15 protein-coding genes are annotated in these 17,256 nt (G+C 68.4%); 11 read left to right on the top strand and 4 right to left on the bottom strand.

The annotated features are described in order from the left end of the window. The first annotated feature begins 51 nt into the window (after positions 1–51). The 4 genes from A6745_RS09165 to A6745_RS09150 are packed head-to-tail and all read left to right on the top strand — an operon-like array spanning position 52 to position 3,926. The gene (locus A6745_RS09165) at positions 52–1,041 is read left to right on the top strand and encodes an ABC transporter permease (protein WP_066126101.1); all 990 of its coding nucleotides are present in this window, start codon (positions 52–54) and stop codon (positions 1,039–1,041) included. Beyond that, positions 1,041–1,955 carry an ABC transporter permease gene (locus A6745_RS09160; protein WP_066126097.1) on the top strand — a complete coding sequence of 305 codons (915 nt, stop codon included), beginning with the start codon at positions 1,041–1,043 and terminating at the stop codon, positions 1,953–1,955. Before A6745_RS09165 ends, A6745_RS09160 begins: the two co-directional genes overlap by 1 nt. Positions 1,956–1,962: 7 nt before the next feature. Continuing rightward, entirely contained in the window at positions 1,963–2,937 is a 975-nt protein-coding gene (locus tag A6745_RS09155) for an ABC transporter ATP-binding protein (RefSeq protein ID WP_066126094.1), read from the top strand. Beyond that, a complete protein-coding gene (locus A6745_RS09150; RefSeq protein WP_066126093.1) occupies positions 2,934–3,926 on the top strand; it encodes an ABC transporter ATP-binding protein in 993 nt (330 codons plus the stop codon). Before A6745_RS09155 ends, A6745_RS09150 begins: the two co-directional genes overlap by 4 nt. Positions 3,927–3,945: 19 nt before the next feature. On the opposite strand, the gene A6745_RS09145 is transcribed toward A6745_RS09150, so the two are convergent. From A6745_RS09145 to A6745_RS09135, 3 genes are all read right to left on the bottom strand, one after another. Continuing rightward, positions 3,946–4,620 carry a Fe2+-dependent dioxygenase gene (locus tag A6745_RS09145; RefSeq protein ID WP_066126090.1) on the bottom strand — a complete coding sequence of 225 codons (675 nt, stop codon included), beginning with the start codon at positions 4,618–4,620 and terminating at the stop codon, positions 3,946–3,948. A gap of 45 nt (positions 4,621–4,665) precedes the next feature. Further along, positions 4,666–6,975: a catecholate siderophore receptor Fiu gene (locus tag A6745_RS09140; RefSeq protein ID WP_082852983.1), complete on the bottom strand. Its 2,310-nt coding sequence runs from the start codon at positions 6,973–6,975 to the stop codon at positions 4,666–4,668. 228 nt (positions 6,976–7,203) lie between these two features. After that, positions 7,204–8,109, bottom strand: a complete 906-nt coding sequence (locus A6745_RS09135; protein WP_066126088.1) for a LysR family transcriptional regulator — start codon at positions 8,107–8,109, stop codon at positions 7,204–7,206. Between the two features lie 192 nt (positions 8,110–8,301). Here A6745_RS09135 and A6745_RS09130 point away from each other — a divergent pair, with 192 nt between their 5' ends. The 3 genes from A6745_RS09130 to A6745_RS09120 all read left to right on the top strand — a co-directional run bounded on the left by A6745_RS09130 (position 8,302) and on the right by A6745_RS09120 (position 12,320). Then, on the top strand, positions 8,302–9,711 hold the full coding sequence (locus A6745_RS09130) for a D-serine ammonia-lyase (RefSeq protein ID WP_082852982.1): 1,410 nt from the start codon (positions 8,302–8,304) through the stop codon (positions 9,709–9,711). Positions 9,712–9,753: 42 nt separating this feature from the next. Then, the gene (locus A6745_RS09125; RefSeq protein WP_066126084.1) at positions 9,754–10,734 is read left to right on the top strand and encodes a Bug family tripartite tricarboxylate transporter substrate binding protein; all 981 of its coding nucleotides are present in this window, start codon (positions 9,754–9,756) and stop codon (positions 10,732–10,734) included. A 62-nt stretch (positions 10,735–10,796) separates the two neighbouring features. Further along, positions 10,797–12,320: an amidase gene (locus tag A6745_RS09120; protein WP_066126082.1), complete on the top strand. Its 1,524-nt coding sequence runs from the start codon at positions 10,797–10,799 to the stop codon at positions 12,318–12,320. 48 nt (positions 12,321–12,368) lie between these two features. Here A6745_RS09120 and A6745_RS09115 read toward each other — a convergent pair whose 3' ends face one another. Then, the gene (locus A6745_RS09115; protein WP_066126078.1) at positions 12,369–13,286 is read right to left on the bottom strand and encodes a LysR family transcriptional regulator; all 918 of its coding nucleotides are present in this window, start codon (positions 13,284–13,286) and stop codon (positions 12,369–12,371) included. Between the two features lie 137 nt (positions 13,287–13,423). Here A6745_RS09115 and A6745_RS09110 point away from each other — a divergent pair, with 137 nt between their 5' ends. The 4 genes from A6745_RS09110 (at position 13,424) to A6745_RS28965 (ending at position 17,108) form a co-directional block, all read left to right on the top strand. After that, positions 13,424–14,740: an MFS transporter gene (locus A6745_RS09110; protein ID WP_407922723.1), complete on the top strand. Its 1,317-nt coding sequence runs from the start codon at positions 13,424–13,426 to the stop codon at positions 14,738–14,740. A 7-nt stretch (positions 14,741–14,747) separates the two neighbouring features. Continuing rightward, positions 14,748–16,259 (top strand): M81 family metallopeptidase, encoded by a 1,512-nt coding sequence (locus tag A6745_RS09105; protein ID WP_066126075.1) that lies wholly within the window; start codon positions 14,748–14,750, stop codon positions 16,257–16,259. A gap of 113 nt (positions 16,260–16,372) precedes the next feature. Continuing rightward, entirely contained in the window at positions 16,373–16,819 is a 447-nt protein-coding gene (locus tag A6745_RS09100; protein WP_082852981.1) for a ComEA family DNA-binding protein, read from the top strand. Between the two features lie 124 nt (positions 16,820–16,943). Further along, positions 16,944–17,108: a hypothetical protein gene (locus A6745_RS28965; RefSeq protein ID WP_197488129.1), complete on the top strand. Its 165-nt coding sequence runs from the start codon at positions 16,944–16,946 to the stop codon at positions 17,106–17,108. Positions 17,109–17,256 lie beyond the last annotated feature (148 nt).

The following is a 17,256-nucleotide window of genomic DNA, read 5'->3' as shown; positions in this document are numbered from 1 at the left end:
TCCTGCGCAACGGCGCCCCGCGGCGCCGTTGCCTTCCGGTTTCACATCCCCATGCTCGCATTCATTCTTCGCCGCCTGTTGCAGGCCGGCGCGGTCATGCTCACGGTCGCGCTGCTGGCGTTCGTGCTGTTCCAATATGTGGGTGACCCGGTCACCATCATGCTGGGCCAGGACGCCACGGACGCCGAGCGCGTCGAGCTGCGCCACAAGCTGGGGCTGGACGATCCGCCGCCGGTGCAGTTCGCCCGTTTCGTGGGCAATGCCGTGCAGGGAGATTTCGGGGTGTCGCTGCGGCAGAGCGAACCCGTCTCCAGCCTGATCCGCAGCCGCCTGCCCGCCACGCTCGAACTGTCGTTCGCCGCCGCGCTGCTGGCGCTGGTGGTGGGCCTGCCGCTGGGCGTCTACACCGCCCTGCGCCGCAATGGGCTGCTGTCCCAACTGGTGCTGGCGGGGTCGCTGCTTGGGGTCTCGCTGCCGACCTTCCTGATCGGCATCCTGCTGATCCTGGTGTTCTCGGTGCAACTGGGCTGGCTGCCCAGCTATGGCCGCGGCGACACCGTGGCGCTGGGCTGGTGGACGACAGGCCTGTTGACGCCCACGGGATGGAAGCACCTGATCCTGCCGGCCATCACGCTGTCGCTGTTCCAGATGACGCTGATCCTGCGGCTGGTGCGCTCGGAGATGCTGGAGGTGCTGCGCACCGACTACATCAAGTTTGCGCGGGCGCGGGGCTTGAAGCGCCGGGCCATTCATTTCGGGCACGCACTGAAGAACACCATGGTGCCCGTCATCACCATCACGGGGCTGCAGTTGGGCGGCATCATCGCCTTCGCCATCGTCACCGAGACCGTGTTCCAGTGGCCGGGCATGGGCCTCTTGTTCATCCAGGCGGTGCAGTTCGCGGACATTCCCGTCATGGCGGCCTACCTGTGCCTGATCGCGCTGGTGTTCGTGGTGATCAACCTGGCGGTGGATCTGCTGTATTTCGTCGTCGATCCGCGCCTGCGCGCGGGGCTGGGCGGCGCCCGGGGAGGCCATTGATGGGCACCGTATTGAAACGCTGGTGGAACAGCGATCTCTGTTGGTCATGGCGGCACGCGCCGGTCGCGATGGTCGCCACGGTGGTGCTGCTGTTGCTGCTGGCGGGCTCGTTCGGGGCGGGCTGGGTGGCGCCGCACAATCCCTTCGACCTGGCCTCCATCGAGCTGCTGGATGCCTTGCTGCCGCCCGTCTGGGAAGACAACGGCACGGCCAAGTATCTGCTGGGCACCGACAGCCAGGGGCGCGACCTGTATTCGGCGCTGCTGTACGGCATGCGGGTGTCGCTGCTGATCGGGCTGGCGTCGGTGGTGGTGTCGATGCTGCTGGGTATCGTGCTGGGCCTGCTGTCCGGCTATGTGGGCGGACGCGTGGATGCCTTCATCATGCGCGTGGCCGACGTGCAGCTGTCGTTCCCGGCCATCCTGATCGCGCTCTTGATCGACGGCGTGGCGCGCGCCGCCGTGCCGCGCGAGCTGCACGAGGTGATCGCGTTTCCGGTGCTGATCGGCGCCATCGCGCTGGCCGGCTGGCCGCAGTATGCGCGCACGGTACGCGGCTCGACGCTGGTGGAGAAGAACCGCGAGTACGTGCAGGCCGCGCGCGTGATCGGCGTGTCGTCGCCGGCGATCATGTTCCAGCACGTGCTGCCCAATGTGATGGGGCCGGTGCTGGTGCTGGCCACCGTGCACCTGGCCACGGCCATCATCACCGAGGCCACGCTGTCGTTCCTGGGGGTGGGCGTGCCGCCGACCTCGCCTTCGCTGGGCACGCTGATCCGCATCGGCAACGACTTCCTGTTCTCGGGCGAATGGTGGATCACCATCTTCCCCGGCGCGGCCCTGGTGCTGCTGGTGCTCTCGGTCAACCTGGTGGGCGACTGGCTGCGCGATGCGCTGAACCCGAGACTGAACTGAGGCGGCCATGAGCGAATTGCTGGAAGTCAAGAACCTCTCGGTCGAGTTCCCCACGCGGCATGGCGTGCTCAAGGCGCTGGACGACGTGTCGTTCTCCATCGCCCAGGGCGAGGTGCTGGGGGTGGTGGGCGAGTCCGGCGCGGGCAAGTCGCTGACGGGCGCGGCCATCATCGGCCTGCTGGAACCGCCGGGCCGCATCAGCGGCGGACAGATCCTGCTGTCGGGCCGCCGCATCGACAACCTGCCCGACGACCAGATGCGCCGCGTGCGCGGGCGCGAGATCGGCGCGGTGTTCCAGGACCCGTTGACCTCGTTGAACCCGCTGTACACGGTGGGGCGGCAATTGGCCGAGACCATTGTCACGCACCTGCCGATGAGCTGGAGCCAGGCGCGCACGCGCGCCATCGAACTGCTGGCCGCCACGGGCATTCCCGCCGCGCGCGAGCGCATCGATCACTATCCGCACCAGTTCTCCGGCGGCATGCGGCAGCGCGTGGTGATCGCGCTGGCGCTGGCCGCCGAGCCGAGGCTGGTGGTGGCGGACGAACCCACCACGGCGCTGGACGTGTCGATCCAGGCGCAGATCATCGAGCTGCTGAAGAAGCTGTGCCGCGAGCAGGGCGCCTCGGTGATGCTCATCACCCACGACATGGGCGTGATCGCCGAGACGGCGGACCGCGTGGCGGTGATGTATGCCGGGCGGCTGGCCGAGATCGGACCCGTGGCCGACGTGATCCATCGCCCGCGCCATCCGTATACGGTGGGCCTGATGGGCTCGATCCCGTCCATGCGCGGCCATGCCGAGCGCCTGGTGCAGATCGATGGCAGCATGCCGCGCCTGAACGCCATCCCGCCGGGCTGTGCCTTCAATCCGCGTTGCGGCCGGCGCATGCCGCGTTGCACGCAGGAGCGTCCCGAATTGCTGGCCGTGGGCGGATCGCGCGCGGCCTGTTGGCTGCATGATGTGGAGGTGGCGGCATGACGGCCCCCCTGGTTTCCGTGCGCGATGCCGCGCGCTGGTTCGACGTGTCGCAACCCTGGCTGGAACGCGTGCTGGCGCGCAAGCCCAGGCAGATGCTGCGCGCGGTCGACGGCGTGTCGTTCGACATCGCCCGCGGCGAGACGCTGGCCCTGGTGGGCGAATCCGGCTGCGGCAAGTCGACGGTGGCCCGCCTGCTGGTCGGGCTGTATGGCCTGACGCGCGGCGCCATCGAGTTCGACGGCCAGCCCGTGGCGAGCATGCGGGGCCGTTCGGGCCGCGCGCTGCGCCGGCGGCTGCAGATGATCTTCCAGGATCCCTATGCCAGCCTGAACCCGCGCTGGCGCGTGGGCCGCATCATTGCCGAGCCATTGGTCACGCACACGGACATGAGTCCGGCCGCGCGGCAGGCGCGCGTGGCCGAGCTGCTGACGCAGGTGGGGCTCGATCCGGCGGACCAGAACCGCTACCCGCACCAGTTCTCGGGCGGCCAGCGCCAGCGCATCTCGATCGCGCGCGCGCTGGCCATGCGGCCGGAGTTCCTGGTGTGCGACGAGCCGACGTCGGCCCTGGACGTGTCGGTGCAGGCGCAGGTGCTGAACCTGATGAAGTCGCTGCAGCGCGAGCTGGGCCTGACGTATCTGTTCATCTCGCACAACCTGGCCGTGGTGCATCACGTGGCCGACCGCGTCGGCGTGATGTACCTGGGCCGGATCGTCGAGGTGGCGCCGCGCGACGCGCTGTTCGCGCATCCCCGGCATCCCTATACGCGGATGCTGCTGGATGCGATTCCCGACCTGGAAGGCACGGGCAGGCCGCGCACCGCAGTGGCCGGCGAGGTGCCGAACCCCCTGAATCCGCCGACGGGATGCACGTTCCATCCGCGCTGCCCCCATGCCAATGACCGGTGCCGCAGTGAGGTGCCCGTGGCCATGCCCGCCGGGCCGGGCGTGGTGGCTTGCCACGCGGTACAGGAGGGGCGGCTGGACTGATGGGCGGACACTGGCCCGCCTACACCTCCGCCCACTCCCGCAGCAGGTTGTGATAGCAGTTCGTCAGCGCCAGGGTCTGTTCCGTTTCGCCCAACTGCGCGCGCAGCGACTGGATGGCCTGGTCCATGTCGTACAGCGTGCGCCGGTGCTCGTGCCGGCGCACCATGCTCTGGACCCAGAAAAATGAGGCCACGCGCGCGCCACGCGTGACGGGGGTGACGCAATGCAGGCTGTTGGCCGGATACAGCAGCAGGTCGCCGGCGGGCAGTTTCACCAGGTGCTCGCCATAGGTGTCGCGCACCACCAGCTCTCCACCGTCGTAGTCTTGCGGATCGGACAGGAACAGCGTCGCGGACAGGTCGGTGCGCAGCCACCCGGCGGCGTGATGGCGCACCGAACCGTCCACATGGAAGCCGTAGCTTTCCGATGATTCATACCGGTTGAACAGCGGCGCGACCGTGCGCACCGGCAGGGCGGCGGCGAAATAGCGCGGATTGCGCTGCAGCGCGCGCAATACCGCCTCGCCCAGTTCGCGGGCCGTCTCGCCGTTCTCCGGCAGTTGGCGGTTGTGCTTGGCCAGGGCGCCCTGCGTGCCCACGGTGGCGCGGCCATCGATCCAGTCGGCGGCGTCCAGGCGCTGGCGCATGGCGCGAACTTCATCCGGGGACAGGATGTTCGGAATGTGTAGCATCATGGCTGGTCAGGCGTCGCCCGCGCGGCAGCGGGCGCCGCCATGCCGTCAATAGTGGATGTTGGCCGTCAACAATACCGTGCGCGGCGCGCCAGGGAAATACCGGTAGCCGCTCTTGTTGATGGATGCCACGTACTGCTTGTCGAACAGGTTGTACACGTTGAACTGGAAGTCCAGGTTCTTGTTGACGGTGTAGCCGGCCATGCCGTCGAACACCCAGTACGAGCGGGCGTACGCCGGGGTGCCGACCGCGCCGTCGGTGCCGCGTTCCAGCGTGCCCACGTAGCGCGCGCCGCCGCCCACGCGGAAACCGTAGGGCAGGGTGTACGACGTCCAGGCGGAGAAGGCGTGGCGCGGGGTGTAGCTGAGGTTGCCCGAGCCGTCGCTGGTCACCGACGGGCCGTTTTCGACGGTGGCGTGCTGGATGGTATAGCCCGCGGTGGCGGACCAGTTGTCGGTGATCTGGCCGCCGACGCCCAGTTCCAGGCCCTGCACCCGCTTCTTGGCGGTTTGCGCGATGGTGCCGTCCGATTCGGTCTGCACGTCGTTCTCGACGTCGGTGCGGAACAGCGCCGCGGACAGCAGCAGCCTGCGGTCCAGCACTTCCCATTTGGTGCCCAGCTCGGCGGTCTTGGCCTTCTGCGGCTTGAAGTCCGGGCTGTTGGCGTTCGTGCCGTCGGCGGCCAGCTGGAAGGTCGAGCCGCCCGGCGGCTGTTGCGAGACCGCGTAGTTGACGTAGACGTTGCCGTTGGGAGCCACGCGGAACAGGGTGCCCAGCTTCCAGTCGATCAGGTTGCCCGAAGCCTTGGCGTCGATGGTGCCGATCGGCGTGCCGGTCGGCGCGCCCGCGCACGCGACGGCATTGCGGCCGGTGCCGCCGCAAGCGGTGGCGCTGTCGTAGCGCGTGCGGTAGTGGTCGTAGCGTATCCCGCCGTTGACCTGCCACCATGAGTTCACCTCGACCGTGTCGAAGAGGTAGGCGGCCACGGTGTCGGTGGTGCCGTGGGCATCGGCGCCGTTGGCGTGGATGCCGGGGGCGCCGACGCTGCTGTCCGGATCGTACAGGCTGACCAGGGCTTCGGTGGGCGAGGTCCTGCCGTAGTTGTCCTGGGTTTCCCGCGTCAGTTCGAAGCCGGCGCTGATGTCGTGCTTGAGCGGGCCGGTATCGAACCGGGTGGTCAGGTTGGTCTGGTTGGTGAGGATGCGGTTGCTGACGTTCTTGAGGGTCGGCAGGCGAGCCAGGAACCACGTCGAGGGATCGTTGGCGGCGTAGCCAGGCTGCAGGTCCGCCGCCATGAACGAGGTCAACAGGTAGTCCTGCTTGGTGCGCGCGTAGCGCGTCGTGTTGCGCAGCGTCGTGCGCGCGTTGAAATCGTGCTCGAGGCGGACGGTGGCCATGTCGGTGGTCGAGTCGTCGTGGTCCGCATCCGTGCCGTAGAAATTCGTCGGGTTCACGGGCCGGGCATTGGCGAGGAAGCCGACCGAGGCCTTGGGCGCGGAATACCCGGGCAGGCCCAGCGTGGATACGCCGCCATCGGGCGTGTTCGATTGCTTGACGTGCATGACGTCCAGGAACACGCGGTTCTCGGTGCCCAGGCCGAATGCCAGGGACGGCGCGACACCCCAGCGCTGGTTGTCCACGCGATCGCGGCCGGCGGTGTTCGCATCCAGGCCCATGACGTTCAGGCGGAATGCCGAGGTGTCGGACAGCGTCTGATTCCAGTCCAGCGTGCCGCGCTTGTAGCGCGCGCTGCCGATCCCCAGGCTGGCGTCGAAGCTGTCTTCCAGACGCGGTTGCTTGGTGACCAGGTTGATCGAGCCGCTGGGGGCGCTGCGGCCATAGTCCGAGCCGGAAGGGCCCTTGATGACCTCGACCTGTTCGGTGTTGAACATGTCGCGGTGCACGGAGGCGGTATCGCGGATGCCGTCGATGTAAATGCTGTTGGAGGTGTCGAAGCCGCGCAGGTAGATGGCGTCGCCCGTGGCGGTGCTGCCGTTCTCGCCCGCGTAGAACGTGCCTGCGCCCGCCACGTTGCGCAGGGCCTCGGTCAGCGTGGTGGCCTGCTGGTCTTTCATCAGTTGGCCCGTCACGACCTGCACGGTCTGGGTGGTGTCCACCAGGGGTTGCGTGAATTTCGGCGAGCCGAGCTTGTCGGCCTTGTAGGGATTGGCCTCGTCACCGACGACCTTGACGGGGGGCAGCGTGCTGACCGCCGGGGTGTCGGTGGCCTGCGCCTGCGCGGGGCCGGGATGGCCCAGCAGCAGGCCCGCCAGCAGCGAGACGGCGGCGCCCCCGGCCAGGGCGCCGGAAGTCGGGGTGTCGGAAACAGCGGATTTACGGCTCTTGATGTATGGCATGGCGTGGGGGGCGGATGAGGCTCTTGAGCAGGCACCCGTGCGAGCGGCCCTTGGTTTCGTTGGATGTCGTTTTGTGAGGGCGGAAATATAAATAAAAGTAATTTGCATTTACCTGAACGCGCGCGCTGCGCCGCCGGCAGTGTCTCCTTTTTACGACACTTGCTCATGGGATGGCCGGCGCGGGGCGGGCGAGGCGGCGCACCCCCTGGGCGTGTGAACAGGCCCTGCCTAGCGCCGGACTTCGGCGATCACGTGGGCGATGAACGCCTTGCAGGCCTCGGGCAGGGGCCGGCCCGCCAGGGTCTGCACTTCGAAGTGCCGCTCGTTCATCTCGCGGTCGCGCAGCGGCAGGCAGACGACGTCGCCGCGCTTGACGCGCTCGCGGATGGCCAGTTCTCCGCAGAACGTGACGCCGCCGGATGCGGCCGCGAAGGTGATCAGCGCGTCCAGGTGGCTGCTGGTGAAGACGGGGTCATAGACCAGTTGCTGACGGCTGCAACTGATTTCCAGCAACTGGCGCAGCGTGGACGCCCGGTCTGGCAGGGCCATCGGATAGGGGGCGAGCTGGGCCAGCGACAGCGTGCGTTTCCTGGCCATGGAATGGTCGGGCGCCACGACGGCCATGACGGGGGCGGGCGTGCGCAGTTCGACGCGGATGTCGCTATGCGAGGTCAGGCTCAGGGTCAGCCCGATGTCGGCTTCGCCGTCGCGGATGCGCAGGGGAATGTCGTGCTGGGAGACCGCCTGCAGCTCGAAGCGTATTCCCGTGTATTCGCGGCGGAACGAGGCGATCAGCGCGGGGACGAAGCCGAAGGCGTAGCCCTCGGTGCAGACCAGCCGGATGCGGCCCTGGCGCACGCCCCGCAGCGCCAGGATGTCGCCGTTGAGGCGGTCGATGTCCTGCCGGGTGCGCTTGGCGTGGGCCGCCAGCAGTTCTCCCGCCGCGTTGGGCACCATGCCGCGCGCATGGCGCTCGAACAGCAGCGTGTTCATCTCTTTTTCGAGCCGGGCGATCTGGCGGCTGACCGCCGAGGGGGCGACGTCCAGGCGTTCGGCGGCTTCGGTCACGGAGCCGCTGCGCACGACCTCCAGGAAGTAGCGCAGGGCGGGGCTTTGCAGGGTGGAAAGCGTCATGGGGCGTCGTATTCCGTGGCCGGGCCGAGCCGTCAGGGTATTCCCGATAGGCGGGGCGTCTTCTCTCGTAGCATTGCCGATTCGGCAACGATGGATTGTAGTCGTTGAGGTTGTTGCGCCACGCGCGCATGCCTAGGATTACCGGAAGGCTGCCGCCGCGCTCAGCCACTTCTTCGGACCACCACCCTGCTCATGACCGCTACTTTTGCTGCTTATCCTGAAGGCTCGGCCGATGCCGGCGTTCCGACCGACGTTGCGGAGCAGGCTGTCCGGACGCTCGAAGCATTGCGCAGCGCGCAACCCTGCCTCTGGATTCGGCCGGCGCGGCACCGAGGCGATCCCGGGTCCGCGCAGACCGGGTTTCGCGCGGCATGGGTGGAGCAGGCGCAGGCGCGCTTCCAGCGCTTTGCCCCCTTGCTGGCCGAGCTCGCACCCGAAACGGCCGCCAGCGGCGGCATCATCGAATCGCCGCTGCTGCGCGCCGCGCAGATGCAGGCGGCATTGCACCTGCCCACGCGGATGGGGACGCTGTACATCAAGGCCGATCATGGCCTGGCCGTGGCCGGCTCCATCAAGGCGCGCGGCGGTATCCACGAGGTGCTGGAGTTCGCCGAGACGCTGGCCTTGCGCGAGCAACGGCTGCGGCCTGGCGACGACTACCGTGTCCTGAACACCCCCGCCGTGCGCGCCTGCTCCGCACGTCACCGCGTGGCGGTGGGGTCTACGGGCAACCTGGGCATGTCCATCGGCATCGCCGCCGCCCTGCTCGGATTCCAGGCCGAGGTGCACATGTCCGCCGATGCCAAGGCCTGGAAGAAGGCACGGCTGCGTGCGCACGGCGTCAAGGTCATCGAGCACGCCGGCGACTATGCGCAGGCGGTGGCGGCCGGACGCGCGGCGGCCCAGGCCGATCCGTTGACGCATTTCGTCGACGATGAGCGGTCCGCGTCGCTGTTCGCCGGTTACGCCGCGGCCGCGGACCCCCTGTGCGCGCAATTGCGCCAGGCCGGCGTGCGGGTGGACGCCGCGCATCCCCTGTTCGTCTATCTGCCCTGCGGCGTGGGCGGCGCGCCGGGTGGCATCGCCTACGGCCTGAAGCAGCGGCTGGGCGAGCACGTGCATTGCTTCTTCGCCGAGCCGGTGCAGTCGCCGTGCTTCTTCGTGGGGATGATGGCGCAGGACGGCTTGTTGCCCGGACTGCCGGCGTTGCCGTCGGTCTATGACATCGGCCTGCGGAATCGTACCGAGGCCGATGGCCTGGCGGTGCCCAGCGCCTCCGAACTCGCGTTGGCGGAAATGGCCACGCGGCTGGCCGGGGTCTATACCGTCACCGATGAACGGCTGTTCGCCGACCTGCACCGCTTGTACGCCAGCGAAGGCCTGCGCATCGAGCCGTCGGCCGCCGCGGGCTTCAGCGGTCCGCAGATGCTGTGCGGCACGCCGGCGGGGCAGGCGTACCTGCGCGAACGGGGCCTGCTGGCGCACATGCCGCAGTCCACCCACCTGGCGTGGACGACCGGGGGAAGCCTGGTGCCGCCTGATGAATTCGACGCATTCCTGAGCCGCGGCAAGTCAAGCGCGGCCGCCCTCCGAGCGCCCTGAGCGGGCCTCTTTCATCCACCAGTACCTTTCGCACTTCCTGCCATGAACCTTCGAACTCTCTTCGCCGCGGCTGGATTGGCCGCCGCTTGTGTGGCCCACGCTCCCGTCTTCGCGGCCGATTCGTATCCCGTGCGTCCCGTCACGCTGGTCGTGCCTTTCCCGCCCGGCGGCGCGACCGATGTCGTGGGCCGCGTGCTGGCCCAGGGGCTGAGCAAGCAATTGGGCCAGAGCGTGGTGGTCGAGAACCGCGCGGGCGCGGGCACCGTGATCGGCGCGTCCTATGTCGCGCGGTCCGCCCCGGACGGCTACACGCTGCTGGTCAGCTCCGGCACGACCTTCACGATCAACCCGGTCGTGCGCAGCGACCTGGCCTACGATCCCATCAAGAGCTTCCAGCCGCTGGGCATCGTGGCGCGCACCGGCCTGATCCTGATCGCCAATGCCCAGGTGCCGGTGACCGACGTGGCGTCATTCCTGAAGTACGTGAAGTCGCCGTCGCACGAGTCCACGCCCTACGGCTCGTTCGGCAGCGGCAGCACCGCGAACTTCGTGGGCGAGGCCTTCTCGTCGGCGGCCGGCCTCAAGCTCACGCATGTGCCCTACAAGGGCAGCGCGCCGGCGATGACGGACCTGATCGGCGGGCAGATCCCGTTCTCGGTGGATACCGTGGCGGCCGCCTTGCCGATGATCAAGAACGGCAAGATCAAGCCCGTGGCGGTCTCCAGCCCGCGGCGCTCCAGTTTCCTGCCCGATGTGCCGACCTTTGCCGAACAAGGCTATCCGCAGATCGCCATGGACACCTGGCTGATGGTGGCCGCGCCGCGCGGTATTCCGGCCGACGTGAAGACCCGCCTGGAAAAGGCCCTGGCCGCGGTGGTGGCGGATCCCGCGACGCGCGACAGCCTTCAGGCGCAGGGCTTCGAGGTCGGCTTCCAGGATGCCGCGGCCGGCTCGGCCCTGATTGCCAAGGAATTGCCGCTGATGCGTGAGATCGCGCAGCGCGCCAACATCAAGCTGGACTGATTCATCGTCCCGCGCCATGCCGTCTGCCGCGGCATGGCGCGATAACGGAAAGGAGACTCCGAATGCCGTCGAACTCATCCCTGGTCGGCCTGGACGCCATCGAACTGCGGCGCCTGATCGGCACGCGCCAGGTATCGCCCGTGGAACTGCTCGAAGCCTGCATCGAGCGCATCGCGGCGATCAATCCCTACATCAATGCCGTGACCGCCACGGCGTACGAGCGCGCGCGCGCCGAGGCGCGGGCGGCCGAGCAGGCCGTCATGCGCGGCGATGCGCTGGGGCTGCTGCACGGCCTGCCGATGGGCGTGAAAGACCTGGAGCCCACCGCCGGCCTGCTGACCACTTACGGTTCGGCGATCCACCGAGGCAATGTGCCCACGCAGGACGTGACGCTGGTCGCCCGCCTGCGGCAGGCCGGCGCCATCGTCACGGCCAAGACGAACGTGCCGGAAATGGGCGCGGGCGCGAATTCGCGCAACACGGTGTGGGGCGCCACGGGCAATCCGTTCAATCCCAACCTGAATGCGGGCGGATCGTCCGGCGGGTCGGCCGCCGCCTTGGCCAGCGACATGCTGCCCGTGTGCACCGGCTCGGATACCGGCGGCTCGCTGCGCATCCCGGCCGCGAAGTGCGGCGTGGTCGGATTCCGGCCGTCGCCGGGCGTGGTGCCCAGTGTGCGCAAGCTGCTGGGCTGGACGCCGATCTCGGTGGTGGGCCCCATGGGGCGCACGGTGGCCGACGCCTGCCTGCAATTGGCCGCCAGCGCGGGGATGGATGCGGGCGATCCCCTGAGCTATCCGCTCGATCCGCTGTCTTTCCTGCAGCCGGGCCGGGCCGATCTCGGCCGGTTGCGCGTGGCCTATACCGAGGACTTCGGCGTATGCGACGTGGATGATGGCATCCGTGCCACATTCCGCGCCAAGATCGATGCCATGCGTCACCTGTTCCGCACCTGCGACGCGGTGCCGTTCGACATGGCCGACGCCCACGCGTGCTTCGACGTGCTGCGCGCGGAATCCTTCGTGGCGGGCATGCGCGATGCGTACGAGAAGGATCCCGCCAGCCTCGGGCCCAATACCCGCGCCAATTACGAGATGGGCGCGGCGATGAGCCTGAAGGACAGCGCCTGGGCGCAGGCCGCGCAGACCCGGTTGATCAAGCAGTTCCAGTCCGTCTATGCGGATTACGACCTGGTGCTGTCCCCCACGACGCCGGTGTCGCCATTCCCCTGGACGCAGTTGTATGCCGACACGGTCGGCGGGCTCAGGCAGGAGAATTACTACCGCTGGCTGGCCCTGACGTACGTCATCACGCTGACCACGCATCCGGCGATCTCGCTGCCCTGCGGACGCGACCACGAGGGAATGCCGTTCGGGCTTCAAGTGGTCGGCCGGTTCCGTGGCGACCATGATCTGCTGGCGGCGGCCCAGGCAATGGAGCAGGCGTTCGCGGCCTCGGAAGTGCTGGCGCGCCCGCGGCCCGACCTGTCCGTGTTGACCCATGCCGAACCCGCGTTGACGTCCATCGTCACCACGCCGCCTATCCTGGACGGCGCGGGCGGCGGCCAGTCGGTGTCGGCCGTCTGATCGGCTCGGTCCGGCCGATGCGCGGGCGGCGCGCGGCGGCCGGGCGGGTCATTGCGGCTTGGCGAACAACGGCAGGCGCGATTCGATCCGCCGCAGCAACTCCGCGGCGGCCGTGGACAGCGGGCGCCCCAGGCGGGCCATCAGTTGCATTTCCGCCTGCCGCATCAGCGGATGGTCGATGGGTACGAGCACCAGATCGCCATTGGCCAGCTCGGGGCCGCCGCCCAGGTTCGCCATCAGCACGACGCCAGCGCCGCTCAGCGCATATTGGCGCAGCACGCCGAGCGAGTTGGTGGTCAACGCGGGCGACAGGTGGATCTTCTCGCTGAACTCCAGCATGTCCACGATACGGCGTAACCCGTAAGGGGCCGTCATCAGCGCCAGCGGATAGCGCAGCAGCTCCGCGGGCGGGACACCCTTGCGGCGCCGCGCCAGCGGATGCCCCGCCCGGACCAGCACGCCGACGGGAATATGGCGGCGCGCCCGGATGCGGACGTCGGGATGCGAGGGCGGATTGAAGGCCAGCCCGATGTGCGCGCGGTCGGTACGCACCATTTCGACGACTTCGTCGACCGACGCCGTATTGATGCCGATGCGGATGTTTGGAAATTCGAGGCAATAGGGACCCAGCACGTGCGTCATGAGGGGCTCGATCATGCCTTCGCTCAGGCTGATGTCGACGTGTCCCCGGCGCATGCCGCGCAGCGCCTGCAGCCGATCCTGCAGGTGTTCGTGCTGCGCGCGATAACCGCGCAGAAACTCCTCCAGCATCTCGGCGGCCTCGGTGGGCACCAGCCCGCGCGCGCGGCGCTCGAACAAGGGCAGGCCGACCTCCTGTTCGAGCAACTGGATCTGGCGGCTGATCACCGATGCCGACATGTCCAGTTTCTCGGCCGCGCCGCGCACCGATCCGCACACGATGACTTCGTGCATGTAGCGCAGCCTCGCTTGATTCAGTTCCTGCATGGGGCGCGTCCCGGTGCCTTGGTGTGAGCGTTGCTTGAAAGCGAACGATAAGTTCAGATCGCGCCGTTGTCCACAACGCAGGGGTCTGCGAGCATTGCCTTGCCACAAGCAATTACTACGACACAAGGGAAACTCAGATGACACTCGGCATTTCGATGTCCGGGACGCAGGGCGCGCGCACCGCCGCCGACCTGTCCGGCCTGTATCGCAAGATCAGCTGGCGCCTGCTGCCATTGCTGCTGCTCTGCTATTCGTTCGCCTACCTGGACCGCGTCAACATCGGCTTCGCCAAGTTGCAGATGCAGGCCGACGTGGGGTTGTCCGATGCCGCCTATGGCCTGGGGGCCGGCATCTTCTTCCTGGGCTACGTCCTGTTCGAGATTCCGAGCAACCTGCTGCTGGTGCGCGTGGGCGCGCGCCGGACCCTCTGCCGCATCATGGTGCTCTGGGGCCTGACCTCGGCCTGCATGCTGTTCGTGCGGGACGAATACAGTTTCTACGCGTTGCGCTTCCTGCTGGGTGTGTTCGAGGCGGGCTTCGCGCCCGGCATGATCTTCTATCTGACGTACTGGTATTCCAGCCGGCGCATGGCGGGGGTCATGGCGGTCGTGATGTGCGCGGGGCCGCTGGGCGGCATGCTGGGCGGCCCCCTGTCCGCGTGGATCATGACGCGTCTCAGCGGCGCGCATGGCCTGGATGGCTGGCAGTGGATGTTCCTGCTGGAAGGGCTGCCGTGCGTGCTGCTGGGCGTGGCGGCGTTCCTCGGCCTGGCGGACCGGCCCGAACAGGCGGGCTGGCTGTCGGCCCGCGAACGGGAACTGCTGGCGGACGATCTGCGCCAGCAGCGGGACGCGCACGGCACGCATGCGTTTCGTGACGTGTTGCGCGACACTGGCATCTACGCGCTGGCCATTCCGTACTTCTGCCTGATCAGCGGCATCTATGCCGTGAGCTTCTGGCTGCCCACCCTGCTGCAGGCGGCGGGCATACGCGACACCATGCAGATCGGGATCTGGTCGGCGGTGCCCTACGTCGCCGCCATCGCCGCGATGTTCCTGCTGTCGCGCCGCTCGGACCGCCTGCGCGAACGGCGCTGGCACGTGGCCGCGCCGGCCATCGTCGCCGGCATGTCGCTGGCCGCGGCCCTGGCCACGCCGCAGTACTTCGTTCTGTCCATGGCGTTGCTGGTGCTGGCGACCGCACTGATGTGGGCGGCGTACACCGTGTTCTGGGCCGTGCCGTCGCAGCACCTGAAGGGGCCCGCCGCGGCGGGAGGCATCGCCTTGATCAACAGTATCGGCCTGCTGGGCGGCTTTGCCAGCCCGACGCTGATCGGCTGGATGAAGACCGCGACGCAGTCGCTCAATGGCGGGCTTTACGTGATCTCGGGCCTGCTGGTCGTGGGCGTGCTGCCCATTCTGTTCACCCGTCACGCCCGCGTGCAACAAGGATGATGTTCCGATGAAGATTCTCGTGGCCGGTTTCCAGCACGAAACCAATACATTCGCGCCCAGCCGGGCAGCCTACGCCAACTTCGTGCGTGGCGAGGGGTTCCCCGCGATGACGCGCGGCGCCGACATGCTGGCGTTCGCCGGCATCAACATCCCGGCGGGCGGCTTCATCCGGGCCGCGCAGGCGGCCGGGCACACCGTCGAGCCCGTCATCTGGGCAGCCGCCAGTCCCTGCGCGCACGTCGAGCAGGATGCCTTCGAGCGCATCTGCGGCGAGATTCTCGACGCGGCCCGCCGTCTCGCGTACGACGCCATCTATCTGGACCTGCACGGCGCGATGGTGACGGAAGCGCACGACGATGGCGAGGGCGAACTGCTGGCCCGGTTGCGCGCGTGCGTCGGGCCGCGGATGCCGATCGTGGCCAGTCTGGACCTGCACGCCAACGTTACGCCGCGAATGCTGGAGGAAGCCAGTGGACTGGTCGCGTATCGCACGTATCCGCATGTGGATATGGCCGACGCGGGCGAACGCGCCCTGCGCTTGCTGCAGCGGGTGCGGGCTGCCGGCGGCCGCCTGGACTCGCGCTCCGTGCGCCTGCCGTTCCTGATTCCCATCAACGGCATGTGCACGATGGTCGAGCCCGCGCGATCCGTCTATACCCGGCTGGAGGCGCTGGAGAGACGGCCGGGCGTTGCCTGCGTGTCCTTCACGCCGGGGTTTCCGGCCGCTGATTTTCCGGGATGCGGGCCGGTCGTGTGGGCGCATGGCGATGATCCCGGGGCGGTCGAGGCGGTGACGCAGGAACTGGCCGCGCTGGTCAACCAGGCCGAACCGCATTGGATGGTGCCGTTCCTGGAGCCGGCCGAGGCGGTTCGCCAGGCGCAGGCGCTGGCGCGCGATGCGGACCGGCCGGTGGTCATCGCCGATACGCAGGACAATCCCGGCGCGGGCGCAGACTCGAACACGACGGGCATGCTGCGGGCCTTGATAGAGGCCGATGCCCAGGATGCGGCGTTGGGCCTGCTCTGGGATCCCGACGCCGTGCAGGCGGCCGTCCGCGCGGGCGTGGGCCAGCGCCTGACCGTGCCGTTGGGCGGACGATCGGGGGTGCCGGGAGACGGACCGCTGACGGCCGAATTCGTCGTCGAGCACCTGGGAGATGGCAAATGCCGTTTCGACGGTCCCATGATGCACGGCGTGCAGGCCGACGTCGGGCCGGTCGCCTGCCTGCGCCATGGGGGGGTGCGCGTGGTGGTGAGCGCCGGCAAGTCGCAGATGCTGGACCGCAATCTCTTCCGCACGGGCAATGTCCAGCCGGAGCGCATGAAGATTCTGGTGGTGAAGAGTTCGGTGCATTTCCGCGCCGATTTCCAGCCCATGGCGCATGCGGTGCTGGTCGCCAAGGCGCCTGGGCCGATGCGTGCCGACAGCGCCGATCTGCCCTGGACGCGCCTGGCGTCCGGGATGCGCGTGCGGCCGATGGGCGAACCTTTCGCACCGCTCGATCGGGATGTCGCATAGGTAGAAACCGAAGGGGCATATTCATGCACTGCCCGTCCCCGGACAGGCGGGGAGGGGACATGATGCAGGCGGGGCGGATGCTTCCTTCCGCCCGCGTGCATCAGGAGAACCGCATGAACCCCTTTACCCAAGAACCCCTCGCGCGACCCCATACCCAAGCGTGCCGCTTCGTCGCGCGGATTCCCGCTGCCGGCCGGCCCACGCGCCGCCTGCTCGTCCGCACGGTGGGCCGGCTGGCCGTGGCGGGCTCGCTGGGCCTGGCGGCGTGGCCCGCCAGTGCGCTGGACGTGAATACCGCCAACGCCGAGCAGCTCGAAACGTTGCGCGGGGTGGGGCCGCGCATGGCCCAGACCATCGTGCGGGAACGCACGCGCGGCGGACGCTTCGAATCCCTGGAAGACCTGTCGGACCGCGTGCGCGGCATCGGCCCGAAGCGGGTGCAAGCCCTGCAGGCGGCGGGGCTGGCGGTGGGGCCGGACGTCGGCTCGGCCGCCCGGCCGTCGATGGCGTCGGCGCCGGGCAATGCGGGCGCGCAACGGCGGCCGGGGGCGGGCAAGTAGCACGGGCCGGCCCCGGCCGAATTGCGGGAGTTGGTCTTAATTTGCGCCTGCGCGCAGAAATTCGGCTCAGGACCGGCGTAAAAGCGGGTCCTGAGCCCGAGAGGGAGCCAGATGGCAAAAGACCTTGGACATCGCCAAACTTGAAGCGGACATCGCAAAGCTGATTGCCGAGAGCATGAAACTGCACGCGGAAACCTGCAAGATGAATCGAGAGCGTGCGTGGTATCCGGTGGTGGCTGGGGCTGCGGTGGCAACGGCTTTCATCGCATTTGCAAAGCTGTTCGTCTGACGCCGTCTGCAATGGCGGAGGCGGCCGAATCGTTGTCATCGCCGCTCGCTGGCCGGCGGGCGGCAACGGGACGCCGTGTATTTGCCGTGTATTTGCCGCGTGTTCGCCGTCCAGCGCCGTGTCCCTGGCGCCAGCGCGGCCATCTCGT

This window comes from Bordetella ansorpii, assembly GCF_900078705.1.
GTDB lineage: Bacteria > Pseudomonadota > Gammaproteobacteria > Burkholderiales > Burkholderiaceae_B > Bordetella > Bordetella ansorpii_A.
Note: the sequence above shows the minus strand (reverse complement) of the source record. Positions and strands in the feature narration are given on the sequence as shown.